This window comes from Roseovarius sp. MS2 (assembly GCF_051447875.1).
GTDB lineage: Bacteria > Pseudomonadota > Alphaproteobacteria > Rhodobacterales > Rhodobacteraceae > Roseovarius > Roseovarius mucosus_A.
The window spans coordinates 357,991-381,496 of sequence record NZ_JBKHVF010000001.1 but is presented as its reverse complement, the minus strand read 5'-3'; the positions used below and the strand labels follow the sequence as shown (position 1 = coordinate 381,496).

Here is a 23,506-nt window from a genome sequence, read left to right as displayed (position 1 = left end):
GCTTGCGCCTATGTGATGACGCGCAACTGTTGCCGAGGGGCCGCGGTGCCTGAGCGCAGCGCATCATAGGGGTCTTCGGGGGCAAGCATCATGTCGACCGCCTGACGCAGCAACTGTCGACGGCCCGAGGAGGAATAGAAGCCGCCCGCAATCTGGCTGGTTTCCAGCAGAAATCGCCGGTAATCGGCATAGGCGCGACGGTCTGGGCGCTCTGCTCCGGCAAAGAAATCGGCCAAGGGTTTGGTCGAGACGAATTGCGGTTTGGCATAGACCGCCTGACCAAAGGTGCGCAGTGGAATGCCCCGCCAGAGCACCTGTTGTGCTGCTGTGGAGTTGACGGTCACGGCAGAGCGCGCCTCGTCCAAGAGTTTTGCCAGCTTGCCGCCACGCAGATAATGCACCCGCCCGTGCAGGCCATAGGCGCGCACAAGGCGGCGCAATTCGCTGCGAATGGGGGCGCGGCCATCCTCTAGCGGATGTGCCTTGATCACCAGATGGTGATGCGGTGGCGCGCCACGTGCAAAGCCGTCAATCACGGTTTCCAGAAACTCGGTCATTGTGGAAAACGGCGAATGCGCCTGAAAAGAGGCGTCATGTTCCAGTTGCAGAAGGGCGATGTGATAGGGGAAGCCGCCGGTGCGCACCCGCCATGTGGTCAGGCGTCGCTCGATCGCCTGAATTGGCATCAGGACCAGACGTTTGAGGTAGAGTTTGAATTCCTGCCCCACGGTCAGCGCACGGTGCGGGCGGAAATGGCGATAGCGGCGATTCAGAAAGAGAACAAATCCGTGATAGAGCGCGCCGTAGAACACATGCTGGCGCATATCGCCCCAACTGGCAGGGGGCAGGGCGGTGTCCATGTCCGAGTTTTCCAGCGCCTGCCGCATCTCGGGCACGCTCATTTCCATCAGGCGGGAATTGCCGTTGGTGCCGCCGCGTTCATAGGTCACCCAATAGGGGCGCATATAGCCTTCTTCGAAGACATGGATCGTGAGGCCGCGCGCGCGGGCCATGGCGACGGCTTGGGCGTGAATGGGCCGGGTATCGCCATAGAGCACAAGATCGGTGATACGTTTGTCGTCGAGAATGGTGGCCAAAGTCGCGGGCCAATCCTCGGCCTGACCGAGAAATGGCAGAAAACTTGCGCGCTCGCGCCAGAACGCCTGATCCCCGGCATTGAAACCCACGCGCCAGACATCCGCCCCTGCCCGGCGCAGCATCTGCCCGAGTTTGTAGAAGAAAGGCCCGTGCGGTCCCTGAAGAAACAGAAACGCGCGGTTCTTGCCGGTCAGGCCCGTCATGGCGGTGTCTCTTGCCTTTGCGCTCGGTCACGCTTTTTACTGCAAAAATCGGGCGAAAATAAGCCCCTATCGCTGCGGTCTCTTGTCTGGCGGCGGTGAGGGCGGTAGGGGTCACGGCAGAGCAAAAGGAGGGCGGTCAATGTTCACGGGCATCATTACCGATGTGGGGCGCATCGAGGCGGTAGAGCATCGGGGCGACCTGCGCGCGCGGATCGGCACCGGCTATGATACCGGCCGGATCGACATCGGCGCGTCTATTGCCTGCGACGGCGTGTGCCTGACGGTCGTGGCGCTAGGGGCCGGTTGGTTCGATGTGGATATCTCCGCTGAAACCCTATCAAAAACCAACCTGTCGGGTTGGGCTGAGGGGCGGCGGGTCAATCTGGAGCGGGCGCTGCGGGTGGGCGACGAATTGGGCGGGCATATCGTGTCGGGCCATATCGACGGGTTGGCCGAAGTGGTGGGTTTGCGCGATGAGGGCGACAGCACCCGCGTCACGCTGCGCGCGCCGCAAGCCTTGGCGCGGTTCATCGCACCCAAAGGGTCGGTTGCCCTCAACGGCACCTCGCTGACCGTCAATGAGGTTGAGGGCTGCGATTTCGGGATCAACTTCATCCCGCATACCAAATCCGTGACCACCTGGGGCGATGTGGCCATGGGGGATATGGTCAACCTCGAGATTGATACGCTGGCGCGGTACGTGGCGCGGCTGGCCGAGGCGGGCTAGCCATCATTGGGCACGGCGGCGCGGTAGAGATGCCACGTTGCGTGCCCCAAGACCGGCAGCACGATCACCAGACCCAGGAAGGCGGGCAGCATCCCAAGGGTCATGCTGCCGGCCACGATCAGCCCCCATGTGGCGACGATGCGCGGATTGCGCCGGGCCACCGCGACAGAGGTCATGACCGCCACGGGCAGGCCCACGCGCCGGTCAATCAGCATCGGGAATGAAATCAGGCTGAGCACCAGCACCGCGGCGGCAAAGACAAAGCCTGCGGCCATGCCCAAGACGATCATCTGCCAGCCCGCAGCAGTGGTCAGCAAATCCTGTGCAAAGCCCATGAGGCTGGTCGGGGGCAGTGGCCCGAGGGTGAGGTCGTAGATATATTTCGCGGCGAACATCCAGACGATGAAAATCCCCATCAGGTAGACCCCCAGCACCAGAACAGGCCCCAGAACATGTGCGCGCAGGGCGCGCAGCGCTGTGCCCCAGCCGGTGGCCTGACCGGTTTCACGCTGTCGGCTCATTTCATAAAGCCCGGTGCCGATCACCGGACCGAGCAGGGTGAACCCGGCTGCCAGCGGAAAAAGCAGGTGCAGATTGGCCGAATGAAAGGCGGTAAGCGCCAGCGTGATTCCGATCAGCGGATAGATGGCGATCAGAAAGAACACGTCACTGCGCAGGGCCACGAAATCGGCCAGCCCTTTGCGCAGGGCGTCGCGCAGGTCATCGTGGCTGAGGGTGCGCACGTCGGGTGGGGTGGTAACCTCGCTGCGCAGGGCACCTGTGGCGTCTGAGGCACCGCGCCCCGCGCTTGCGGTGGTGCCCGCCAGCCATGTGAGTGGATTGCCGATGGTCTTGGTCATTCTGGCCTCCCTTATCGGGGCGCGGATGCCGAAGTTTGGGCGTCGCGCCGTGGCGTTGCCGTGAGACCAAGATAGCATGGATTACGCCTGTCGTCACATCCCGATGGGGGATGAGACGATATCAGCCGTGGCGGGGACGCGAGGGCACGCGATTTTCGATCCAGCGGAACATCAGCGCGATGAGGCCCGCAATGATCATATAGACAAGGGCAAGCAGCAAAAGCGGCTCGTAGACGATAAAGGTATCGGCGCGCACGCGGCTGGAGACCGAATAAATCTCGATCACGGTGATGGTTGCCACCAGCGGCGTTGCCTTGAGTTGCAGGATGGTTTCGCCCCCCAAGGTGGGCAGCACATTGCGGATGGCCTGCGGCAGCCAAATGCGGCGAAAGATCGTGAAGCGCGGCATGCCAAAGGCGCGCGCGGCCTCTAGCTGTCCTTTTTGCACGCTGGCAAAGCCGCCGCGCATGACCTCGCCCTCATAGCCTGCGTAGGATAGGGTGAGGGCCAGAACGGCATAGGGCCATGCCTGCCGCAGATAGGGCCAAAGCTCGGACCCTCTGATCCACGGGTATTGCGGGAAGAGAGAGCCTAAGCCGTAATAGAGCAGCCAGATTTGCAGGAGAAGGGGTGTGCCGCGAATGATGGTGCAGAAGAGGCGCGCGGGGGCTGCCAGATACCAAGGCCCCGCCGCCTGTGCCAGACCAAGCGGCACGGCAAGCGCAAAGCCCAGCACCACCGTCACCACCAAGATCCAGATCGTGCGCCACAGCCCCTCTAGCGCCAGAGGCAGGTATTGCGGCAGCCAGTCCCATCGCAGCGAGAGCGCGCACCAGATCACGAACCCGGCGAAGAGCGCCATCAGGAACAGGCGGCGCGGGATCAGAAGGGCGCGCAGATCGCTCATCGCCCACCCTCGCGCAAGGAGGGTTGACCGCGCCGCGCCCATTTTTCGATCCGGGCAAAGATCGCACCGGAAAAGAGCGTGACAAGCAGGTAGAGCGCGCCTGCCGCGAGGAAAAAGGTGAAATAGGCCCGTGTGCTGCCCGCTGCCTGCCGGGTTTCTAGGGTCAATTCGCTAAAGCCCACGATGGCCAGGAGGGCCGTGTCCTTGGTGGCGATGAGCCAGAGATTGGCCAGCCCCGGTGTGGCAAAGCTCATCATCGCGGGGATGGTCACGCGGCGTAGCGTCATCAGCGGCGGCATGCCAAAGGCGCGCGCGGCCTCTAGTTGCCCCGGTGGGATCGCCTGAATGGCGCCGCGCAACACCTCGGTGGCATAGGCCCCTTGCACCACGCCCAAGACCCAGATGCCCGCGACGACGCCGCTGATCTCAATCCGGCCATAGCCCATGGCGATGGCGGCCTGATTGATAAGGTCAGAGCCCACATAATAGAGAATGAGGATCAGCACCAGTTCCGGCACGGCACGAATGACCGTTGTGTAGATCGCCAGAAGATCACGCAAGAGAGGTCCGCCGTAGAGCTTGCCATAGGCACCGGCCAGCCCGATCACAAGGCCAAAGCCAAAAGCGCCAAGTGCGATTTGGAGCGAATTGGCCAGCCCGCGCAAGAGGTTGGCCCCCCATCCCGGAGGTTCAAGCGCGAGGAGGCTGGCGGTTTCCGCCAGCCCCAATGTGTCAAGCAGCGCCTCCAACGTGCTTAGTAGATGCTGGCATTGAAGTAGCGCGCGGTGATCTCCGCATGGGTGCCATCGGCCAGAATGGCGGCGATGCCCTTGTTGAGCGCCTCGCGCAGGGCGTCCTCGCCTTTGCGCACGCCGGCCCCCACGCCCAGGCCCAGAATGGCGGGATCATCGGCGACATTGCCCTTGATCTCGCAGCAGGCACCGGCGTCTGTGGCGACGAAATCCGCCATGGCGATGCTGTCGGCCTGCGTGGCGTCGATCCGGCCTGCGACCAGATCTTGATTGGCCTCGTCCTGTGTCTGATAGATGCGGATTTCAGCGGCGTCCTTGAAGTATTCCTGCGCGTAGGCCTGATGGATCGTCGAGGCCTGCACGCCGAGGATCTTGCCTTTCAGACCTTCGGGGGTGGCCTCTAGATCGAGCGATTTGTCGGCCACGACCACGGTCGGTGTGTTGTAGTAAGGGTCGGAAAAGTCGATGGTTTTCATCCGCTCTTCGGTGATCGACATGGAGGCCATGATGGCGTCGATTTGCCCGCCGGTAAGCGAGGGGATGATCCCATCCCATGCCACGGGGGTGATCACGCAGGTGAGGTCTGCGGCCTTGCACACCGCGTCGATTACATCGACCTCCCAGCCGACCCATGTGCCCGAGCTGTCGAGCGAGGCGAAGGGCGGATAGGGTTCGGCGGCGATGCCGATCTTGACCTCTTGCGCGGCAAGCCCGGTGCCGAGGGCCGCGAGCGTCGCGGCGGCGAGGATGGTTTTGAGTGTCATGTCAGTCTCCCTTTTTGGTTGGTTTGATCTGCCCCGTCTTATCCGACGGTTTGCAGGAATTGCTTGAGGCGGGCCGATTGCGGCGCGCCAAAGACGCGCTCGGGGGGGCCTTCTTCCTCGATCCGGCCTTGGTAGAGATAGACCACATGGCTGGCCACCTCGCGGGCGAATTTCATTTCATGCGTGACGATCAGCATGGTGCGCCCTTCGGCGGCGAGATCGCGGATCACGCTGAGCACTTCGCCCACCAATTCGGGGTCAAGCGCACTGGTGGGTTCATCGAACAGCATCACGGCGGGATCGACCGCAAGCGCGCGCGCGATGGCCGCGCGCTGCTGCTGGCCACCGGACAGGAAGGCGGGAAAGGTATCGGCCTTGTCGCCAAGCCCCACCCGGTCAAGCAGCGCGCGCGCGCGTTCAATCGCCTGTTTTTTCGGGGTTTTTAGTACATGCACCGGCACTTCGATGACGTTTTCAAGGAGGGTGCGATGCGTCCAGAGGTTGAAGGCCTGAAACACCATGCCAAGCCTTGTGCGGATACGCTCGATCTGGCGGCGGTCGGCGGGGCTACCATCCGCGCGCATGGCGATTTCCTCGCCATTGACGACGATCCGGCCCGAGGTGGGGGTTTCCAGAAAGTTGATACAGCGCAGCATGGTCGATTTGCCCGATCCCGACCCACCGATAATTGCCACCACATCGCCCTTTTGTGCGGTCATTGACACGCCTTTTAGCACTTCGAGCGCGCCAAAGGATTTGTGCAGGTCGTCGACAATGATCGCGGTCCCTTCTGGCGCGGGCGCGGGGGATTGTCGGGGCTCTGCTGTCACGGGCATGTCTCCGGCATTGGCACTTTTCGGCTTGTAGTAAGGCGGAAGAGTCGTAATTATGCAAGCGTATAATTGAACGCGCTGAGGATGGAGGTGCCCATGACTGGAGAACGCCGTAAATTCAGGCGCGAGGGGGCCGACAGCCGTCGTCAGGCGCTGGTCATGGCGACACTTGATCTGATCGCGGAACAGGGCGTGCGTGGGGCCACGGTACGGGCCATCGCGGAACGCGCGGATGTGACCCAAGGCCTTATCCGGCATTACTTTTCCACCAAGGATGAGTTGGTGCAGGAGGCGTATCTTGCGCATATGGCGGGGCTGACCGAGCAGACCTTTGCTGGGGTTGCAGAGTGCAACACGGCAGGCGCGCGGCTGGCGGCGCTGGTGGTGGCCTCGGTCACGCCGCCGGTGGTGGATGCGGCGTCGGTCGGGCTTTGGGCCGGGTTTCTCAATCATGTACGGCAGGATGCGCGGATGCGCGCGGTGCATGCGCGCACCTATCACGATTTTCGCGACCGGCTGGAGCGGTTGATCGTGGCGGCACTGGAAGAGGCGGGGCGTGTGCCGGACGCAGGGCAGGCGCGGCGCTTGGCGATTGCCTGCAACGCGGTGATTGACGGGCTCTGGCTGGAAGGGGGCGCATTGCCCGAGGCGTTTGAGCCTGATGAACTGATCGGAATTGCCCTGACGGCGGTGGGGGCGATTTTGCAACTGGATTTGGAAGAGGCGGCGAAGACATGAGGTTTTCCTCGATAAATGAACGGCTTGCCGGTCTTGGCGGGGCCAAGTGGGAAGTGCATGCGCGGGCCAAAGACATGGCGCGCGCGGGCCGCGACGTGATCCGCCTGACGATTGGCGAGCCGGATGTGCCAACGCCTGAACGTCTGAAGGACGCTGCTTATGCCGCGATGAAGGCGGGGCGCACGGGCTATTCGGACGGGCGTGGTGAGCCGGGGTTGCGGGCGGCCCTGGCGGAAAAATACAGCAAAAACAGTGGCCTATCCTTTCACCCCGATCAGGTGATGTGCTTTCCGGGGACGCAAACCGCGCTCTACGCGGTGATGATGGCGGTGGCCGAAGAGGGGGCCGAGGTGCTGGTGGGCGATCCGATGTATGCCACCTATGAGGGCGTCATTCGCGCCACGGGGGCTGCGATGGTGCCGGTGCCGCTGCGGCCTGAGAATGGCTTTCGGATGGCGGCGGCAGATGTGGCCGCGCGCATAACCCCTAGAACACGCGCGATTTTATTGACCACGCCGCATAATCCCACAGGGGCGATTCTGACCCGTGAGGATATTGCGGCGTTGGGGCGGTTGGCGGTCGACCATGATCTCTGGATCATTTCGGATGAGGTCTATGAGGATCTGGTGTTTGAGGGGTCAGAATTTGTCTCGCCGCTGTCCGATCCGGATTTGGCGGAACGGGTGGTTGCGGTGTCGTCGATTTCCAAGAGCCACGCCGCCCCGGGATTTCGCAGTGGTTGGTGTGTTGGATCGCTGGAGTTTACCGCCAATCTGTTGGCCCTGTCCGAAACGATGCTCTTTGGAAATCAACCGTTTATCGCGGATATGACCGAACAGGCGGTGCGCGAGGGATCGGATGTGGCAGCAGGCATGCGGCAGAGGTTTGCAGCGCGGGCGGAATTGTTGGCCGCGCGGTTGGAGCGGGAAACGGCATTGCGGGTGCATCGCCCCGAGGCGGGGATGTTCGCGATGGTGGATATTGCCGCGACGGGGCTGGATGGCGAAAGCTATGCCTTTGATCTATTAGAGAAAACCGGCGTGGCGGTGATGCCCGGTGCGTCCTTTGGCAAGACGCTGGACACTTGGGTGCGGTTGGCGCTGACGGTGGAGGATGCGCCCTTTGCCCAAGCAATTGACCGGATCGTGGCCCATGCCAATGCGCGGCGCGTCAAGATCGCCTGAAATCAAATTTAAACAGAGGGTTAGATGATGAATTCCAGCTATGAATTCCGCCGGGCGATCACCCGCAAACCGGGCCGGAGCATTGTGGGTGGGTTGCGGGCCGAAGATATTGGCACGCCGGATCTGGCGCGGATGCTGGAGGCGCATGCCGCCTATGTGGCAACCCTGCGCAGCACCGGGGCCGAGGTGGTCGAACTGCCCCCGCTGGAGGATTATCCCGACGCAGTTTTCGTAGAAGATACAATGCTTTGCCTGCCCGAATTGGCCATCGCCATGCGCCCCGGTGCGCCCACGCGGATGGGCGAGGTGGCCGAGATGCGCCCGGCGATTGCGGGATTTTATGGCGACAAGATCGCCGAGATTACCGCGCCCGGCACCATTGAGGGGGGGCGATATTCTGGTGACGGGGCGTGAGATTCTGGTGGGGTTGTCGGCCCGGACCAATCGCGAGGGTGTGGCGCAACTCTCTGATATTGTGCGCGAATACGGATATGCTTTGCGATTGGTCGAGACCCCGGCCGGGGTTTTGCATTTCAAGACCGATTGCGGCTTGGTCGGGCCCGAGACGATCCTGAGCACGCGCCGGCTGGCGGTGTCGGGCTGTTTTGACGGATATGACGTGCTCGAAGTGCCTGATGGCGAGGAAGCGGCGAGTAACTGTATTCGGTTCAACACTCTGGTGATCATGGCCGCCGGGTTTCCGCGCACGGCCGAGATGCTGACGGCGCATGGCTATGAGGTGGTCGAGATCGACAATAGCGAATGTGCCAAGCTCGATGGCGGGATGTCTTGTCTTTCGCTGCGATTTTGATCTTACACTCCTTACGAAATGAAGCGGATTTTGTAAGGTCCACAGCTGCGCCATGACGGTGCGAGATCAGGAGAGTGGAATGCGGATCGAATGGGCACGAGAGGCCGATCTGGGCACGCCGTATTGGTGGTCGGCGCTGAACGCGCCCGAGGCGGGCGAGGATCTGCCCGACACCTGTGATGTGCTGGTGGTCGGAGCGGGCTATGCCGGGTTGTCGGCGGCTATTGCGGCGCATGATGCCGGGGCGCGGGTGGTGGTGGTTGACGCGGCAGAGCCGGGGCATGGGGCCTCGACGCGCAATGGCGGCATGTTCGGGGCACATCCCCGTCTGGGCTGGGGCGAGTTGGAGGCGAAGTTTGGGGCTGGGGTTGCCGATGCACTCTTTGCCGAGGCCAAGCCCGCGCTCGACTGGGCCAAGGACTTGATCGTGCGCGAGGGGATTGACTGCGATTTCCAGAACACGGGGCGGGTGCAACTGGCCTATACGCCCGCGCATTTTGCCAATCAGCGTCGTATGGCCAAGGTTGTTGGCGAGAAATCCCAAGTGCAGGTGCGCCTTATAGAGCGTGCCGATCTGGGGCAGGAGATCACGACCGAGAAATATCACGGCGGGCTGCTCTTTCCGGAGCATGGCGCACTCCACCCGGCCAAGTTTCATCAGGGTCTGTTGCAAGCCGTGCGGAGGCGCGGGGTGCCGGTGGTTCCCCATGCAGCGGTGACAGCGCGCGAGGCGGAAGGGGCGGGCTACCGGGTGCAGACCGCCAAAGGGGTGATCCGCGCGGGCAAGGTTGTGCTGACCACGAATGGCTACACCCGCCGACCGTTTCGCTGGCATATGGCGCGTGTGTTTCCGCTGCCGTCTTATATCATCGCGACCGAGGAATTACCGTCGAACCTGATCGGCCATATCGCGCCGGGGCGGCGGATGATGGTCGAAACGCGGGCGCGGCACAGCTATTTCCGCATCTCGCCGGATGGTCGCCGGGTGCTGTTCGGTGGGCGCGCGTCGATGGCCGAAATGGGGCCAGAGGCAGCGGCGGCGCAGCTCTATGAGGTTATGGTGGGGATTTGGCCCGATCTGGCGGGCGTCAAGCTGAGCCATTCGTGGCAGGGTTTTACCGGCTATAGTTTCTCGCATATGCCGCATGTGGGCCATGATGAGGGCGTGCATTACGCGATGGGGTTCTCTGGGTCGGGCACGGTGATGGCACCGTGGCTGGGATCAAAGGCCGCGTATCAGGCGATTGGCGATGCGCGGGGGGCAACGGCCTATAGTGCCACGCCGCTTAGCCGAAGCTGGCTGCATCCGGGGGAGCGCCCGCATTTCCTACGGGCTGCGAATCTGTGGTATCGGCAGGTGGTGGACCGTGTCGAAGATTGGCAGGCGGGAAAAGGAGCATGAGATGAGCGCATTTGACGAGGACCTCTTTCTGAAAGGGCTGGAGCAGCGCAAGGCGACGCTGGGCGCGGAGTATGTCGGGCGCAGTCTGGAGGCCGCCGATGACTTTACCCGCCCGTTTCAAGAGGCGATGACCGCTTGGTGCTGGGGTTTTGGCTGGGGCGACGAGGTGATTCCCCCCAAGACCCGTAGCATGATGAATTTGGCCATGCTGGGCGCGCTGGGCAAGATGCATGAGTGGGAATTGCATTGCCGGGGGCCATTAACAACGGGGTCACCCCCGAGGAAATCCGCGCCATTATCCATGTTGTCGGAATTTATTGTGGTGTGCCGCAAGCGCTTGAATGTTTTCGGGCGGCAAGAAAAGTGCTGGAGGACCAACAGGGCTGAGCGATGCGCCTTGTTTAAAAGGCCTCTGCGAAAAGGGTGTGGTTTCTGCGTCACATTCACGGCGCGATGCGGTCGGAGCGGGGAGGTCGCGTTGACAGTTTGGGGGGAATGGCGCATTTCATAGCGCAAGCCGTTTCCAATGACTGGTGCGGCGGATCTGATTAACCTGCTTCTGAGGAGGGACACCCTTGAAAAAGCAACTTCTGAGCACCAGCGCGATTGCACTCGGCGTCGCCATGGCCGCACCGGCATCTGCCCAAGAATGGAATCTGGATTGGGGCGGGTACTATAACTCGCACGTCGGTTATGTGACTGTCGACTCGAACACTGCTGCCCAAGCCGGCGCAGATTTCGACGGCGTTGACGTATTCACGAACGCTGAAATCCACTTCACCCCGTCGGTGACACTGGACAACGGCCTGACCTTCGGTATCAACGTTCAGTATGAAGCACTGAACGCTGGCGGTGGTGCAGACGGTATCGACGAGTCGTTCCTCTCGATCTCCGGCGACACGCTGGGCCGTATCGACCTCGGCGCCGAAAACTCGGCTGGTTACAAAATGAGCATTGGCGCACCGCAAGTTTCTGGCGGTATCGGCATCAACTCTCCGTCGGTTTCGGGCTTCGTTCCGATCTCGACCGGTGCTGGCGGCAACCTGCCCTTCGCATTCCGTGACTCCGGCGTTTCGTCCTTTGCTGAAGTTCTCGGCAACAACGACGTGCAGCGCATCACCTACTACACCCCGTCGTTCAACGGCCTGACCCTCGGCGTGTCCTATGCAGCTAACGCTGCTGGTAATGCCGTGAACAACTTCGGTGTGAACCGCAATGCGGGCGTCACCGACGTGTTCGACATCGGTCTGGCCTACAGCCAGTCGTTCAACGGTGTTGACGTTGACTTCGCTGCTCGTTGGGGCACTGCCGAAAATAACACCGGCATCGTTGGCACCAGCGATCCCGAAGTGTGGAACATCGGCCTGAACGTCGGCTTCAACGGCTTCGTCATCGGCGGTGGCTATGGCGAGAACGACAACGGCGGTCTGCGTGCATGGGACTCCGAAGGCTGGAGCCTCGGCGTGACCTATGACATCGCTGGTCCGTGGTCGGTTGGTTTCGACACCTACCAGGGTGAGTACAGCGGTATTGGCGCCGCATCCGGCGACACCGCCGAATACGAAGCCTACCAGCTGGTCGGCAGCCGTTCGCTCGGCGCTGGCGTGACCTGGGCCGTGTACGCAGCCTATGTTGAAGGTTCTGTGAACGCGGACCTCGGCGGCACTTTCGGTAACGCAAACACCGAAGTTGAAGGTACCGTGATCGGCACCTCGATCAACCTGTCGTTCTAATTGACCGGTTAAAAGACAAGGGGCGGGGGGTGACATTTCCCCCGCCTTTTTTATGTCTTGCGTCCAAGTAACAACGTTGTGGAGGCTGACAGGGCATGAAGCGAAGTATCATCTGGCTGGCCTCTTATCCGAAGTCTGGCAATACGTGGACGCGGCTTTTCCTTGCCAATTACCTGATGAACGCGCAAACGCCGGTGCCGATCAATCAGGCCCATCGGTTCGCAATGGGCGATGCCATGGTCAAGATGTACAGCCGTGTTGCAGGTAAAGATATTGATCAACATAATCTTTCACTTTGCCTGAAGCTGCGTGATCCTGTGCTGCGCGCCATTGTCGGCAACAATGCAGATGTGAATTTCGTCAAGACGCATAACGCGCGGGTAGCCCCGGACGGGATCAATCTTATCCCGGACGTCTATACGCGTTCTGCCATTTATATCATCCGAAATCCGCTAGATATGGTCCTGTCTTATGCGCGCCATTACGGAGTAACGCAGGAAGACGCGGCGCAGAAGATTTGCAATCGTGACAATGGCAATCTGCCGACCCCAACCACAGTGGCGCAATATCTCAGTTCTTGGGATATGCATGTCAAGAGTTGGATGGCCTATGCGCCCTGGAAGCGGCTGATCGTGCGCTACGAGGATTTACTGGACGATCCCGAGACGCATTTCGCCAAGATTCTTGAGCTGGTCGGCGTGCCGGTCGACGCCGAGCGGCTGGAGCGCGCGATCCGGTTTTCCAGCTTTGACGAATTGTCGCGCCAAGAAGAGGAACAAGGGTTCATCGAGCGGCCCGAGCAGAGCGAGAAGTTCTTTGGCAAGGGGCAGAAGGATCAATGGAAAACCGATCTTGACCCTGCGCTGGCAGAGATGATCCGCGAGAAGATGGGCGAGACGATGAAACGATACGGGTATCTGGAATGAGCGATCTGCGGCGGATCATCTGGCTGGCGAGCTATCCCAAATCGGGCAATACATGGATGCGCAGCCTTTTGGCGCATTACTTCATGCCTTTGGGAAAGGCACCGGATATCAACAACTTGCGGCAGTTCACCACGGGCGACACGCGACAGGATTTTTTTGACGCGGCCAACGGTGCCCCGTTCCGGGGGCAGGGGGTGGAGGACTGGATGCGGGTGCGAGGCCGGGCGCTGCGCCTGATTGCGGCCTCGAAACCGGACCATCATTTCGTCAAGACGCATTGTCAGACGGTGCGGATTTTCGATCAGGATGTGATCCCGCCGGAATTGACCGCAGCCGCAGTGTATATCCTGCGCAATCCATTTGATCTGGCGCCATCTTTTGCCCGGCATCAAAATTGTGATCTTGATCTGGCGATCGAGCGGATGTGTAACCCTGATACGATCACTGGGACGCCGAATGGGATCATGGACCTCTTGGGGCGCTGGGACGATCATATTCGGGTCTGGACCGGTGCACCCGGCCTGCCGATCCATGTGGTGCGCTATGAGGACCTGTTGCACAATCCCGGTCGCACAATGCGCGGGTTGTTGGAAAAGTTTCTCAAGGTCAAGGTGGACGGCCCCAAGCTGGCGCGTGCGATCAAGGCCACGAGTTTCGAGGCGATGAAGCGGCAGGAAGAAACACTGGGTTTCGCCGAACGGCCCCAAGGCATGACGGCGTTCTTTGCCAAGGGGCAGGCCGGGGTTTGGCGTGAGGATTTGACGCCTGCGCAGGTCGCCAAGCTGCGCGCGGCGTTCTTGCCGACGCTGGAGCGGTGGTATCCCGAGATGCTCAAGGAAACGGGGGCTGTTGCCGCGCAGGCCTGAGGGCCAAGCTGGCAATCCGGGACCGGGGCGCTATGCTGGGCGTTGTGAGGCTGCAATCGGAGGGCCAGAGATGATACGCAATGGAATGATGCTGGCGGCACTGGCGCTTGCCGGGTGTACGGTAGCTGGTCCGCAGATGGTGGCGCGATTGGGCGCTGATCCGGTGCTCTCGGGGGGAAGCTATAGTTCCGGGGGCGGGTTGACCGTGGCTGCGGATATTCGTGAACAGCAGGGCCGGGTGCTGCTTTGTGGCGTTTGGGCGCAGAGCCATCAGCAATCGGTGCTCACCAAAGGCAAAGCGAGAGATGTGATGGGCACGGGCGCGGTCTATCTTGGGGATCGGGCGCTGGCGCGGGGCTTGGTCTTTATGCGCGAAGTGCCGCCCGCGTTGGACTATGCGGGTCAAGAGGCGGGGTGCGTTCTGACCGGTCAGGTCTGGCAGGCAGGCTATGCCGAGACCAAGCCGGTGATCCGACTGCCGCGTCAGGTGGTGCATGTTGAAGGGGATTTGGGGCATTTTGTCGTGACTTTTCAGCAGACGGGCCCGAGTGCGGGCGTGCCCAAAGCCACAGAATAGCGCGAAAAGCGGTAGATTTGCCGAGGCAGTCCCGGGAAAGAAATTGACAGAGCGCGGTTATCCCATACCATCGCTCACGTGTATTCCCGTTTTCCCAAGAGGTTTCTCATGCTGCGCGCATCTACCCTGATTTCGGCCCTTGCCATTGCGGTTCTGGCTGCCCCCGCAATGGCGCAAAGTGCCAAAGTCTATGCCTATGAAAGCCACGCGAATTACTGCCCGGCAGGGTTGCAGCCGGTGACCATCAGCGGGGTCATTTGTTGTGGCCAGCCCAATCAGACCCAGACCTATCAGCAGGTCATGCGCCATCCGGTCGCCAAGGTGAAGCATCGCAGCTACTCGGCCACCTCGCATCTCAACTGTCCGGTGGGTGCGAAGGGCTGTTACTAAAGCCCGTGCGGAGAGAAAAACATTCTGGAAACAGGGCGTGCTCTGCGCCGCCCTGTTTGATGTTTGAATGTGATCCGGCGTGACCTAGGGGTAGCGGGTGCTCATTTTCGCAAATGGGCCTGCCCCCGAAGCTGACGTTTTAGAGCAGCCGCAGATCTGATGCCATTTGTCGACCGTCGCGCCCTTCCTGAAGCTCGAAACCGACCTTTTGATTGTCTGCGAGCCCTGTGAGCCCTGAGCGTTCGACCGCAGAGATGTGCACGAACACATCTTTGCCGCCGCCGTCCGGGGCGATGAATCCATAACCTTTAGTGGTATTAAACCATTTCACGGTGCCGGTCGGCATGCCGCTTCTCCTTTTGCGTCGCTTCCCCGGGAATATGCCGGGCCATGTCTTGCCGGACCCTCAGGGACCGGCCAAGCGTTGCAAAGGCGGATTCTGAATGCCCATCGTGACGAAGATCATGATTGCACCGCCATTGTAAAAATCAAGCGAAACTCCGTGACGCGCGGGTTTTTGCCCGATAAACACGCAAAAATAAAGGAGTGTGCCATGATCCTCTACGGTATCAAAACCTGTGACACCTGCCGCAAGGCATTGAAAGCGTTGGGCAATGTGACGTTTCACGATGTACGGGCCGATGGATTGCCTAGGGAAGTGGCACAGGCGGCTTGGGCGCGATTTGGCGACGCAATAGTGAATCGGCAATCCACCACATGGCGGGCCTTGGCAGAGGATGAGCGGGCGCGCGATCCGTTAGACCTTTTGGCGGCCCATCCAACGCTGATGAAACGGCCCCTGATTGACGCGAGCGGAACGCTTTATCTGGGATGGGGCAAGGATACGCAGGCGGCGCTGCTTGGGTAAAGCGGGGCAGGACCCCATATCGGGTCATGGATCAGGAGGCGGGTGAATGCGCAGTGCGGCAATGGTGTTGGGGGTGATTGGCGGCTGTCTGGCGGTGCTGGTCGGGTTTTTCAGCTATGGCTATACCGAGGTGGTCAATCGCATCGGTGAAGTAGACGGGTTGCTCACGCAGGTCAGCGACCCCGCGTTGATCCGCAGCGCGAGCTTTCTGGCCCCGCTCTTGGCGATTGCCGGGGGGTCGATGGCCAAGGTGCGGGCGCTTTGGGGCGGGCTGTTGCTGCTCGTATCGGCGGGGCTCATGTATTACGCATTTGGCTTCAACGTCTTTACCATGTTCCCGCTGGGCTTTACCGCGCTGGCCGGGGTGCTGGCGATTGCCGCAGGCAAGCCGGACGAGCCAAAGGCGCATTTCTGAGGGCGATCACAGCGCGGGCAAACGATACATGCCAGAGCTGGAGAAGGCGATGGAACTGCCGTCTGATATATCCTCGGCAAAGCGTTGGGCGATGACGCGCAGCGCAGTCTGACGGCCCTTGGCGACCAGTGCCCGGCGCGAGGGCAGCGAGGGCGTGAGACCGGGGCTGAGCAGGGTTTGCGACCAGATGAGCGGATGCAATTCCTGCAAGTGGTTTTCCAACAGCCAATCCAGACAGTCATGGATGCGGCGGCGCGATGCTTCTGCGGGGCCAGACAGCCGCTGATTGCCAGCCTTCGGGGCCATCACGATACCGCAAAAGGCCGAAAGCTGATTGATCACATGCTGGTCGCGGCGACGGGCCACGATGTCACGCAGGCCGTCCACGAAGAAATCGGCATCAAGATGCGCGATTGCGCAGGGGTCGAGCGCGAGAGCATCGAAATAGACCCAAGCATAGGCGCCTGCGCCCCATATCTCGCCGGTTCGCGCGGCGGTGCGGCGCGCCTCGAGATCGAGCATTTCGTAATTGCCATAGCGTGCAGGCAAGAGCGCCTCGCCAAGAGCGCGCATGTGGCGGGGGCTGTCGGGATCAAGGTCTATCAAGCGTTCGTAATCGTCGGCCACGCGCATCCCGGGCTGTCGCCGCGCGGCCAGAAGGGCGCATTGTGCCGCTGACAACGAAGGCGCATCGAGATCGACCCCGTCGAAGGGCGCGAGCATGTCTTCGGCGCGTTTGAAATGTTCGAGAAAGCGCAACTCATGCGCCGGGCGCGTGCGATCCGTGGCGGTGGTGCGCCACGCCCAGCCAATGTCGATATGCGCGAGCGCCACGATCAGCGCGCAAGGGTAGCTATCGGGGTTCTCGGCCTGCATTTCTTCGAGGGCGTCGATGCCAGAGGGGTCCGGGTCTACGCCGTCATGAAGTGCGTCTTCGGCGGCTGCCACCACATCGGCGCGCGCACCGACCGCCAAAAGCGTGGTCGCATTCTCGCCCCCCGGTGTGCGCAGCCGCGCGGCATCTGTGTATTCCATCACCTGCGCCAGTTCTGGCCACAGATCCTGGCGCGCGAGCTTTTGCCCCCGGTCCTGATGCATGGCGCGGGCCATTTCCTCATCCGTGACCGGCAGTGAGGGCAGCAGGATGCGTTTGGACAGGCTATCGAGGTCTGTCTCGGGCTTGCGCCGCAAGAGACCCAGCAGATCCGGCCAACGGCTGGTCGCCTTTGACTGACGCTTGTGCGGGGTGGGCGCGGTCGGTTCTGGATTGGCAAGCGGTTCAAACGGCATGGGGGCTCCGGCAATCTTGGTGCCCCTCCAAAGTGCCGTCGGATTTCGACCAAAAAAGGGCGATGCTTGGGTGAAGGCAGGGAATATCCCGGACGCCATCTAGGGCGTTGCCATAAACCTATCCTTGCGTCAGAATTGCCGAATGAGGGGTTTTTTGATTGTTGTTTTCATTATGTTTTTCTCTCTTCCCGCCGCAGCGCAGGACGGGAAAACCGCTGATTTGACCCTGAGTCCCCCGGCGCGAGATGGCAATATTCCGCGCACGCGGTGGGAACATCGCACTGAGGCCGAGCTTTGGACGCGCAGTGCGCTGTCGGCGCTCAAGGCGCATGGCGCGCCGCTGGTGCGGAGTGTGCCGCGTGATATTGCAAGCTGGTGCCCTTCCTATGCCACGGGTGGCGAGGCGCGGCGGCGCGCGTTCTGGGTGGGGTTCCTGTCGGCCTTGGCCAAGCATGAAAGCACCCATAACCCCAAGGCTGTGGGTGGTGGTGGGCAGTGGCATGGGCTGTTGCAGATCGGGCCTGCCACGGCGCGGGGCTATAAATGCCGGGCGGGCAGTGGCGAGGCGTTGCGCCATGGGCCGGACAATCTGTCCTGTGCCATTCGGATCATGGCCCACACCGTGCCGCGCGACGGTGTGGTGTCAGAGGGGCGGCGCGGAGTGGCCGCCGATTGGGGGCCGTTGCACAGTGCGACCAAACGCGAAGATATGCAGCGTTGGACGCGCGCGCAGAGCTATTGCAAGCCTCTGTCTGCGGTTCGGCCACGGGCGCGGCCGACACGGGTGGCGCGCGTGGCTGAATGACAGGGATGATCGCGGCGTAGAATGGCACCGGCGCGTCGCGGCACGGCGCGCGGTGCCAATCCTTGCCTCAACTCCCCCGAATTCGCCCCACCATCTCTGTCGTGTCGCGGCTGAGATTTGGTGTCGCAAGGATGCGGTCCAATTCTGCCGCGATCATGCCCTGACGCACCGGATCGTAGCGGCGCCATGTCTCGAAGGCCGAGCACATCCGCGCCGTGGTCTGCGGGTTGAGGGGATCGAGCCGAATGAGCATATCCGCCAGCAGCCTGTAGCCACGCCCGGACGCGTGGTGAAAGCCCGCAGGCGACATGGTGAGCGCGCCCAGCGTGGCGCGGAACCGGTTGGGATTGCGCAGGGTGAAATCGGGATGGCGGGTCAATGTTTCGGCCACCTCTGCGGCGCGGTCGGGCGCTGTCTGCACGATTTGAAGGGTGAACCATTTGTCGATCACAAGCCGGTCGTGTTTCCACTGGGTATAAAAGGCCTCGGTCGCGGCCGCGCCTGCGCCGGCCTGCAAAAGGCAGGACCAAGCCGCCAATTGCTGGGTCATGTTATCCGCCGCGTCATATTGCGCCTGCGCGCGCGTGCCCCCGTCGCGGCGGCTGAGCATGGCCAGTGCTGCGTTGGCCAGCGCCCGTGCGCCCGTTTGATCGGGGTCGGGGCGATAGGGGGCCGTGACCTGATAGCGGCTGTAGAGATCCTGTGCGATGCTCTCCAGCGCCTCGGCGCGGGTGTCGCGCAGGGTCTCAAGCGCGTCCCAGATTGCTTGTGGATCGGGGATGTGCCCCGCATCAAAGAGCGCTTGTGCCAGATCATCCTCGGACGGCAGGCCAAGCGCCAGCGCGCGAAACGCGGGATCGAGCGTGTCGTCACGGGCGACACGGGCAATCGCATCGAGATAGGCGGCATCGGGGGCTGCGCCCTCGGTCATCATTGCCAAAAGGCCCGCGCGGGCCAGAGCACGCCCAGCCTCCCATTTGTTGAAGGGGTCGGTATCATGCGCCAGAAGAAAGGCGCGCTCGGCATTGCTGCTCTCGCGCTCTAGGATTACGGGGGCCGAAAAATCGCGCAGGATCGAGGGGATGGGGCGCGTTGCTAATCCATCGAAGCTAAAGCTCTGGCGCGCCTCTGTCATTTCCAGCACCTGCGTCGGCTGCACCTCGTCGCCATTGGGGCTGAGCAGGCCCACGGCAATCGGGATCACACGCGGCTGTTTATCCTCTTGTCCCGGTGTGGGCGGGGTTTTCTGTTCGAAATGAAGCGTGTAGCGGCCATTGTTGAATTCTTCGCTGACGCGCAGACGGGGTGTTCCGGCGTCGGAATACCAGCGTTTGAATTGAGAGAGGTCGCGGCCCGTGACATCCTCGAACACCTGAAGCCAATCCTCGATGGTGCAGGCCTGCCCGTCATGGCGGGTGAAATAGAGATCGAGCGCCTCGCGATAGGCGGCATCGCCCACCAATCGCTTGAGCATGCCGATCAGTTCGGCGCCTTTTTCATAGACCGTTGCGGTGTAGAAGTTGTTGATTTCAATAAAGCTCTCGGGGCGGACGGGATGCGCCAGCGGGCCGTTATCCTCGCGGAACTGGCGGGCGCGGAGCGCGATCACATCCGAGATACGCTTGACCGGGGCGGACCGCAGGTCTGCGGTGAACTGACTGTCGCGGTAGACCGTCAGCCCCTCTTTGAGGCAGAGCTGAAACCAGTCGCGGCAGGTGATGCGGTTGCCGGTCCAGTTGTGGAAATACTCATGCGCGACAATCGCCTCGATACGTTCGAAATTGGCATCTGTGGCGGTCTCTGCTGTGGATAAGACGCAAGAGGAGTTGAAGATGTTCAAGCCCTTGTTCTCCATCGCGCCCATGTTGAAGTCGTCGACGGCGACAATGTTGAAAAGATCGAGGTCATATTCGCGCCCGTAAACCTCTTCATCCCAGGCCATGGATTTCTTGAGCGCCTCCATGCCAAAGGCACATTTGCCCTCATCCCCCGGCCGCACCCAGATGTTGAGATCGACATGCCTGCCCGAACGGGTGGTGAAACTATCAGGATGTGCCACCAGATCGCCCGCGACGAGCGCAAAGAGATAGGCCGGTTTCGGCCATGGATCGTGCCATTCGGCCCAGCCTGCGCCGCTGTCGGTCGGGTTGCCGTTGGAAAGCATCACCGGCGTGTCGCCCTCAATCCGCACGGTGAAGATGCTCATCACATCGGGGCGGTCGGGGTAATAGGTGATCTTGCGAAATCCCTCGGCCTCGCATTGGGTGCAATACATGCCGTTCGACATATAAAGCCCTTCAAGGGCGGTGTTGCCCTCTGGGTTGATCTCGACCTCGGCCTCGAAGGTGAACGGCGCGTCGGGGACGATGGCGCTGAGGCCCTGAGGTGTCACCTCGGGTGTGATTTCGGCCCCGTTGATGCGGGCGCTGATAAGTGTAAGCGCCTCGCCATGCAGGAAAAAATCGCGCGATGTGGCGTCCGGATTGGGGCGAAACTCGATCCGGCTGAGGACGCGCGTGGTGTTGGGGGCAAGACGAAAGGTCAGATGCACCGCATCCACCAGATAGGCGGGGGGCGTATAATCCTCGAGATAAACGGGCTGTGGGGCTGCATCTTTCATGGCGCTCTCCTCTGGTTTGGCGTGACCCTAAGTGCTGGCGCGAGGGGCTGCAATGGGGCTTTCCTTCGGGCTGCCTGCTGCTATTTGCCTTGCCATGGAACGCCCCGTCATTCTCTGGTTCAAGCGCGATTTGCGGGTGCAGGATCACCCGGCGTTGACCCATGCGGCGCGGCTGGGGCCGATCATTCCGGTTTATATTGTCGAGCCTGACTTGTGGGCAGAGCCGGATGCGTCGGGGCGGCACTATGCGTTTATCTGCGAGTGTCTGGAGAGCTTGCGCGAGGATCTGGCGGGGCTGGGCCTGACGCTTGCGGTGCGGGTGGGCGATGCGGTGACGGTGCTGGAGGATTTGCGGGCGGCGCATTCTGTCGTGCATCTGGTCAGTCATGAAGAGACCGGCAATCTCTGGAGCTATGGGCGCGACCGGCGCGTGGCGGAATGGGCCCGTGGGCAGGGGGTGCGTTGGGAGGAGATGCCCCAATCGGGTGTGGTGCGGCGGCTTGGCAGTCGGGATGCGTGGCAGGGGGCGCGCGACAGGGTGATGCGCGCGCCGGTGCTGGGGCCGGTGCAGGGCGTGCGGGGGCTGGCGGTGGCCAGTGATGATCTGCCTGCGCCTGCGACGCTGGGGCTAAAGGACGCCTGTCCGCTTCGGCAAAAGGGTGGGCGTGGGGCAGGCATGCGGGCGCTTCAGTCTTTTCTAAGCACACGCGGAGAGAGCTATCAGCGGGCCATGTCCTCGCCTTTGCACGGCGCACGGGCCTGTTCACGGATCAGCCCACATTTGGCCTTTGGCACGCTGTCGCTGCGCGAGGCGGTGCAGACGGGGGCCATGGCACCCGGCGGGCGAGGCGCGGATTGGGCGCGCTCGATGCGGTCGTTTCAGGCGCGTTTGGCGTGGCGGGATCATTTCATGCAAAAGCTGGAGAATGAGCCCGAGATTGAGCGCCGCTGTCTGCACCCGGCCTATGAAGGGCTGCGCCCGCGTCAGGCCGATGCCCTGCGGTTGGCGGCATGGTCGACGGGGGAAACCGGCCTGCCCTTTGTTGATGCCTGCATGCGGTCGCTCTTGGCGACCGGCTGGCTCAATTTCCGCATGCGCTCGATGTTGATGGCGGTGGCATCCTATCACCTCTGGCTGGATTGGCGCAGCACCGGGCCGGTTTTGGCGCGGGCGTTTACCGATTACGAGCCGGGGATTCATTGGCCGCAGGTGCAGATGCAATCGGGCACTACGGGGATGAATACGATCCGGATTTACAACCCGGTGAAACAGGGGCTGGATCAGGACCCGACCGGGGAATTCACGCGACGGTGGCTGCCGGAATTGGCGCAGGTGCCGGATGCGTATTTACAACGCCCGTGGGACTGGCCTGAGGCGGAGAGGCTGTTGGAGCGTGGATACCCTGCACCGATTGTCGATCCGGTTGAGGCGGCGCGCGTGGCGCGCGAGGCGGTCTGGGCCTGTCGGCGGGCGCATCGTGGGGATGCCGTGACGGCGCGGATCGTGACCCGCCATGCCAGCCGCAAGCGCCCGAGGCGGGCCAAGCCCAAGGCGGCGACGGCGCAACTGAGTTTGGATCTCTGATATGCCGCGCGCACCCCGCAAATCTGACCTGCCGGTCAAGACCTGCGCCACCTGCGGGCGGCCGATGGAATGGCGGCGCAAATGGGCGCGTGTCTGGGACGAGGTGCGCCACTGCAGCGAACGCTGTCGGCGCAGCCGCAAGAGGGCTGGTGTGGACGGGAAAGACCCGACCGGTCGGGATGCGTTTGACCAGTAACGAGGTGCCCCCGCCCACAGCGTCAGAGTGGCGCCGAAAGGTAAAGGTTCCTGCAATAAATTCGGGCAAATTCGCATCATCGCACGAAAACATGTGCGGGAATTGGTGTTTTGTTATTCCATTCTGCGGTATATTTTATGCAAATGAGTGAGCGAGTGGCGCAATCTGGAAAGACAAGAATGAAACGCCCGGTTGTTGGTGTGATTGCCAACCAATACCAGATCGAAAACCGTTACCCGACCCATGCGGGCGGAACGATCAACTCTTCCGCGGTGGCCGATGTTGCGGGCTGTATGCCCCTGATCATCCCGGCAGATGCGCGGTATGTGTCGGTCGCAGAGTTGCTGGAAACCTGCGATGGCTTTCTGCTCACGGGGGGGCGGCCCAATGTGCACCCCGAGGAATATGGTGAGGCCGCGACCGAAGCGCATGGCGCGTTTGACCGTGCGCGCGATGCGATCACCCTGCCGCTGGCGCGTGCCTGTATCGAGCGTGGGCAGCCAATCCTGGGCATTTGTCGCGGTTTTCAGGAGGTGAATGTTGCCATGGGTGGCACGCTCCATCCTGAAATTCGCGATTTGCCGGGGCGCGACAATCATCGAATGCCCCCTGAGGGCACGATGGAGGAACAGTTCGCCCTGCGCCACAAGGTGCGCTTTACCTCGGGCGGGGTGTTTCACCGGCTGATGGGGGCCGAAGAGGTGATGACCAACACGCTGCATGGGCAGGGCATTTTGCGCGCGGGGCGCGGTGTGGTGATCGACGGTTGGGCACCCGATGGCACGCCAGAGGCGCTCTATATCGACGGGGCTCCGGGCTTTACCTTATCGGTGCAATGGCATCCGGAATATAATGCCGCGCATGATCCGGTCAGCCGCCCGCTGTTTTCCGCCTTTGGCGATGCGGTGCGGGCGTGGGCATCGGGGCAGGCGGCCCCGCTGCTCAAATCGGCCTGA

General features: G+C 61.9%; 24 protein-coding genes and 2 pseudogenes. 17 read left to right on the top strand and 9 right to left on the bottom strand.

Features of this window, described 5'->3' with window-relative positions:
• Nucleotides 1-8: 8 nt before the first annotated feature.
• Nucleotides 9-1,301: a capsule biosynthesis protein gene (locus tag ACLGGT_RS02010; protein WP_437194924.1), complete on the bottom strand. Its 1,293-nt coding sequence runs from the start codon at nt 1,299-1,301 to the stop codon at nt 9-11.
• A gap of 139 nt (nt 1,302-1,440) precedes the next feature.
• Between ACLGGT_RS02010 and ACLGGT_RS02005 the strand changes: the two genes are divergently transcribed.
• Nucleotides 1,441-2,028, top strand: coding sequence for a riboflavin synthase (locus ACLGGT_RS02005; protein ID WP_008280706.1), 588 nt, complete (start codon nt 1,441-1,443; stop codon nt 2,026-2,028).
• Here ACLGGT_RS02005 and ACLGGT_RS02000 read toward each other — a convergent pair.
• The 5 genes from ACLGGT_RS02000 to ACLGGT_RS01980 all read right to left on the bottom strand — a co-directional run bounded on the left by ACLGGT_RS02000 (nt 2,025) and on the right by ACLGGT_RS01980 (nt 6,147).
• Nucleotides 2,025-2,888 (bottom strand): DUF2189 domain-containing protein, encoded by an 864-nt coding sequence (locus ACLGGT_RS02000; RefSeq protein WP_437194923.1) that lies wholly within the window; start codon nt 2,886-2,888, stop codon nt 2,025-2,027. The two genes, ACLGGT_RS02005 and ACLGGT_RS02000, sit on opposite strands and share 4 nt — an antisense overlap.
• 121 nt (nt 2,889-3,009) lie before the next feature.
• Nucleotides 3,010-3,795: an ABC transporter permease gene (locus ACLGGT_RS01995; protein WP_037297564.1), complete on the bottom strand. Its 786-nt coding sequence runs from the start codon at nt 3,793-3,795 to the stop codon at nt 3,010-3,012.
• A complete protein-coding gene (locus ACLGGT_RS01990; RefSeq protein ID WP_008280702.1) occupies nt 3,792-4,544 on the bottom strand; it encodes an ABC transporter permease in 753 nt (250 codons plus the stop codon). Before ACLGGT_RS01990 ends, ACLGGT_RS01995 begins: the two co-directional genes overlap by 4 nt.
• 5 nt (nt 4,545-4,549) lie before the next feature.
• Complete coding sequence (locus tag ACLGGT_RS01985) at nt 4,550-5,311, bottom strand: transporter substrate-binding domain-containing protein (protein WP_008280701.1); 762 nt, start codon at nt 5,309-5,311, stop codon at nt 4,550-4,552.
• A 38-nt stretch (nt 5,312-5,349) separates the two neighbouring features.
• Complete coding sequence (locus ACLGGT_RS01980; RefSeq protein ID WP_081506743.1) at nt 5,350-6,147, bottom strand: ABC transporter ATP-binding protein; 798 nt, start codon at nt 6,145-6,147, stop codon at nt 5,350-5,352.
• A gap of 93 nt (nt 6,148-6,240) precedes the next feature.
• Between ACLGGT_RS01980 and ACLGGT_RS01975 the strand changes: the two genes are divergently transcribed.
• From ACLGGT_RS01975 to ACLGGT_RS01930, 10 genes and pseudogenes are all read left to right on the top strand, one after another.
• Entirely contained in the window at nt 6,241-6,882 is a 642-nt protein-coding gene (locus tag ACLGGT_RS01975) for a TetR/AcrR family transcriptional regulator (RefSeq protein WP_437194922.1), read from the top strand.
• Nucleotides 6,879-8,066: a pyridoxal phosphate-dependent aminotransferase gene (locus ACLGGT_RS01970; RefSeq protein ID WP_437194921.1), complete on the top strand. Its 1,188-nt coding sequence runs from the start codon at nt 6,879-6,881 to the stop codon at nt 8,064-8,066. The genes ACLGGT_RS01975 and ACLGGT_RS01970 overlap by 4 nt, the downstream gene beginning before the upstream one ends.
• A 24-nt stretch (nt 8,067-8,090) precedes the next feature.
• Nucleotides 8,091-8,877, top strand: a pseudogene (locus tag ACLGGT_RS01965) (dimethylarginine dimethylaminohydrolase family protein).
• Between the two features lie 79 nt (nt 8,878-8,956).
• Nucleotides 8,957-10,279 (top strand): NAD(P)/FAD-dependent oxidoreductase, encoded by a 1,323-nt coding sequence (locus ACLGGT_RS01960; protein WP_437194920.1) that lies wholly within the window; start codon nt 8,957-8,959, stop codon nt 10,277-10,279.
• 1 nt (nt 10,280) lies between these two features.
• Nucleotides 10,281-10,666, top strand: a pseudogene (locus ACLGGT_RS01955) (carboxymuconolactone decarboxylase family protein).
• A gap of 188 nt (nt 10,667-10,854) precedes the next feature.
• Nucleotides 10,855-12,012: a porin gene (locus ACLGGT_RS01950; protein WP_437194919.1), complete on the top strand. Its 1,158-nt coding sequence runs from the start codon at nt 10,855-10,857 to the stop codon at nt 12,010-12,012.
• 95 nt (nt 12,013-12,107) lie between these two features.
• Complete coding sequence (locus ACLGGT_RS01945; protein WP_437194918.1) at nt 12,108-12,938, top strand: sulfotransferase domain-containing protein; 831 nt, start codon at nt 12,108-12,110, stop codon at nt 12,936-12,938.
• Entirely contained in the window at nt 12,935-13,804 is an 870-nt protein-coding gene (locus tag ACLGGT_RS01940; RefSeq protein ID WP_081506736.1) for a sulfotransferase domain-containing protein, read from the top strand. The genes ACLGGT_RS01945 and ACLGGT_RS01940 overlap by 4 nt, the downstream gene beginning before the upstream one ends.
• Before the next feature lie 70 nt (nt 13,805-13,874).
• On the top strand, nt 13,875-14,381 hold the full coding sequence (locus tag ACLGGT_RS01935; protein WP_437194917.1) for a hypothetical protein: 507 nt from the start codon (nt 13,875-13,877) through the stop codon (nt 14,379-14,381).
• A 108-nt stretch (nt 14,382-14,489) separates the two neighbouring features.
• Nucleotides 14,490-14,771 carry a hypothetical protein gene (locus ACLGGT_RS01930; protein WP_008280690.1) on the top strand — a complete coding sequence of 94 codons (282 nt, stop codon included), beginning with the start codon at nt 14,490-14,492 and terminating at the stop codon, nt 14,769-14,771.
• A 139-nt stretch (nt 14,772-14,910) separates the two neighbouring features.
• Here ACLGGT_RS01930 and ACLGGT_RS01925 read toward each other — a convergent pair whose 3' ends face one another.
• On the bottom strand, nt 14,911-15,117 hold the full coding sequence (locus ACLGGT_RS01925; RefSeq protein WP_008280689.1) for a cold-shock protein: 207 nt from the start codon (nt 15,115-15,117) through the stop codon (nt 14,911-14,913).
• 207 nt (nt 15,118-15,324) lie between these two features.
• Between ACLGGT_RS01925 and ACLGGT_RS01920 the strand changes: the two genes are divergently transcribed.
• Nucleotides 15,325-15,639, top strand: a complete 315-nt coding sequence (locus ACLGGT_RS01920; RefSeq protein ID WP_151976158.1) for an arsenate reductase family protein — start codon at nt 15,325-15,327, stop codon at nt 15,637-15,639.
• A gap of 46 nt (nt 15,640-15,685) precedes the next feature.
• Entirely contained in the window at nt 15,686-16,054 is a 369-nt protein-coding gene (locus ACLGGT_RS01915; RefSeq protein WP_375553085.1) for a hypothetical protein, read from the top strand.
• Between the two features lie 6 nt (nt 16,055-16,060).
• Here the strand turns inward: ACLGGT_RS01915 and ACLGGT_RS01910 are convergent, their stop codons facing one another.
• A complete protein-coding gene (locus ACLGGT_RS01910) occupies nt 16,061-17,344 on the bottom strand; it encodes a hypothetical protein (protein WP_437194916.1) in 1,284 nt (427 codons plus the stop codon).
• A gap of 220 nt (nt 17,345-17,564) precedes the next feature.
• On the opposite strand from ACLGGT_RS01910, the gene ACLGGT_RS01905 reads away from it, so the two are divergent.
• Complete coding sequence (locus ACLGGT_RS01905; protein ID WP_308341291.1) at nt 17,565-18,149, top strand: transglycosylase SLT domain-containing protein; 585 nt, start codon at nt 17,565-17,567, stop codon at nt 18,147-18,149.
• 67 nt (nt 18,150-18,216) lie between these two features.
• On the opposite strand, the gene pepN is transcribed toward ACLGGT_RS01905, so the two are convergent.
• Nucleotides 18,217-20,769: an aminopeptidase N gene (pepN, locus tag ACLGGT_RS01900; protein WP_437194915.1), complete on the bottom strand. Its 2,553-nt coding sequence runs from the start codon at nt 20,767-20,769 to the stop codon at nt 18,217-18,219.
• 52 nt (nt 20,770-20,821) lie between these two features.
• Between pepN and ACLGGT_RS01895 the strand changes: the two genes are divergently transcribed.
• The 3 genes from ACLGGT_RS01895 to ACLGGT_RS01885 all read left to right on the top strand — a co-directional run bounded on the left by ACLGGT_RS01895 (nt 20,822) and on the right by ACLGGT_RS01885 (nt 23,506).
• Nucleotides 20,822-22,354 (top strand): FAD-binding domain-containing protein, encoded by a 1,533-nt coding sequence (locus ACLGGT_RS01895; RefSeq protein ID WP_437194914.1) that lies wholly within the window; start codon nt 20,822-20,824, stop codon nt 22,352-22,354.
• A 1-nt stretch (nt 22,355) separates the two neighbouring features.
• The gene (locus tag ACLGGT_RS01890; protein WP_151976153.1) at nt 22,356-22,550 is read left to right on the top strand and encodes a DUF2256 domain-containing protein; all 195 of its coding nucleotides are present in this window, start codon (nt 22,356-22,358) and stop codon (nt 22,548-22,550) included.
• Nucleotides 22,551-22,729: 179 nt separating this feature from the next.
• Nucleotides 22,730-23,506: a gamma-glutamyl-gamma-aminobutyrate hydrolase family protein gene (locus ACLGGT_RS01885; RefSeq protein ID WP_008280679.1), complete on the top strand. Its 777-nt coding sequence runs from the start codon at nt 22,730-22,732 to the stop codon at nt 23,504-23,506.

What these genes read in the sequence shown, in the direction of transcription:
- ACLGGT_RS02010 (WP_437194924.1), bottom strand. Translation starts at nt 1,301, where the DNA reads ATGACGGGCCTGACCGGCAAGAACCGCGCGTTTCTGTTTCTTCAGGGA.
- ACLGGT_RS02005 (WP_008280706.1), top strand. Translation starts at nt 1,441, where the DNA reads ATGTTCACGGGCATCATTACCGATGTGGGGCGCATCGAGGCGGTAGAG.
- ACLGGT_RS02000 (WP_437194923.1), bottom strand. Translation starts at nt 2,888, where the DNA reads ATGACCAAGACCATCGGCAATCCACTCACATGGCTGGCGGGCACCACC.
- ACLGGT_RS01995 (WP_037297564.1), bottom strand. Translation starts at nt 3,795, where the DNA reads ATGAGCGATCTGCGCGCCCTTCTGATCCCGCGCCGCCTGTTCCTGATG.
- ACLGGT_RS01985 (WP_008280701.1), bottom strand. Translation starts at nt 5,311, where the DNA reads ATGACACTCAAAACCATCCTCGCCGCCGCGACGCTCGCGGCCCTCGGC.
- ACLGGT_RS01980 (WP_081506743.1), bottom strand. Translation starts at nt 6,147, where the DNA reads ATGCCCGTGACAGCAGAGCCCCGACAATCCCCCGCGCCCGCGCCAGAA.
- ACLGGT_RS01975 (WP_437194922.1), top strand. Translation starts at nt 6,241, where the DNA reads ATGACTGGAGAACGCCGTAAATTCAGGCGCGAGGGGGCCGACAGCCGT.
- ACLGGT_RS01970 (WP_437194921.1), top strand. Translation starts at nt 6,879, where the DNA reads ATGAGGTTTTCCTCGATAAATGAACGGCTTGCCGGTCTTGGCGGGGCC.
- ACLGGT_RS01960 (WP_437194920.1), top strand. Translation starts at nt 8,957, where the DNA reads ATGCGGATCGAATGGGCACGAGAGGCCGATCTGGGCACGCCGTATTGG.
- ACLGGT_RS01945 (WP_437194918.1), top strand. Translation starts at nt 12,108, where the DNA reads ATGAAGCGAAGTATCATCTGGCTGGCCTCTTATCCGAAGTCTGGCAAT.
- ACLGGT_RS01940 (WP_081506736.1), top strand. Translation starts at nt 12,935, where the DNA reads ATGAGCGATCTGCGGCGGATCATCTGGCTGGCGAGCTATCCCAAATCG.
- ACLGGT_RS01935 (WP_437194917.1), top strand. Translation starts at nt 13,875, where the DNA reads ATGATACGCAATGGAATGATGCTGGCGGCACTGGCGCTTGCCGGGTGT.
- ACLGGT_RS01930 (WP_008280690.1), top strand. Translation starts at nt 14,490, where the DNA reads ATGCTGCGCGCATCTACCCTGATTTCGGCCCTTGCCATTGCGGTTCTG.
- ACLGGT_RS01925 (WP_008280689.1), bottom strand. Translation starts at nt 15,117, where the DNA reads ATGCCGACCGGCACCGTGAAATGGTTTAATACCACTAAAGGTTATGGA.
- ACLGGT_RS01920 (WP_151976158.1), top strand. Translation starts at nt 15,325, where the DNA reads ATGATCCTCTACGGTATCAAAACCTGTGACACCTGCCGCAAGGCATTG.
- ACLGGT_RS01915 (WP_375553085.1), top strand. Translation starts at nt 15,686, where the DNA reads ATGCGCAGTGCGGCAATGGTGTTGGGGGTGATTGGCGGCTGTCTGGCG.
- ACLGGT_RS01910 (WP_437194916.1), bottom strand. Translation starts at nt 17,344, where the DNA reads ATGCCGTTTGAACCGCTTGCCAATCCAGAACCGACCGCGCCCACCCCG.
- pepN (WP_437194915.1), bottom strand. Translation starts at nt 20,769, where the DNA reads ATGAAAGATGCAGCCCCACAGCCCGTTTATCTCGAGGATTATACGCCC.
- ACLGGT_RS01895 (WP_437194914.1), top strand. Translation starts at nt 20,822, where the DNA reads ATGGGGCTTTCCTTCGGGCTGCCTGCTGCTATTTGCCTTGCCATGGAA.
- ACLGGT_RS01890 (WP_151976153.1), top strand. Translation starts at nt 22,356, where the DNA reads ATGCCGCGCGCACCCCGCAAATCTGACCTGCCGGTCAAGACCTGCGCC.
- ACLGGT_RS01885 (WP_008280679.1), top strand. Translation starts at nt 22,730, where the DNA reads ATGAAACGCCCGGTTGTTGGTGTGATTGCCAACCAATACCAGATCGAA.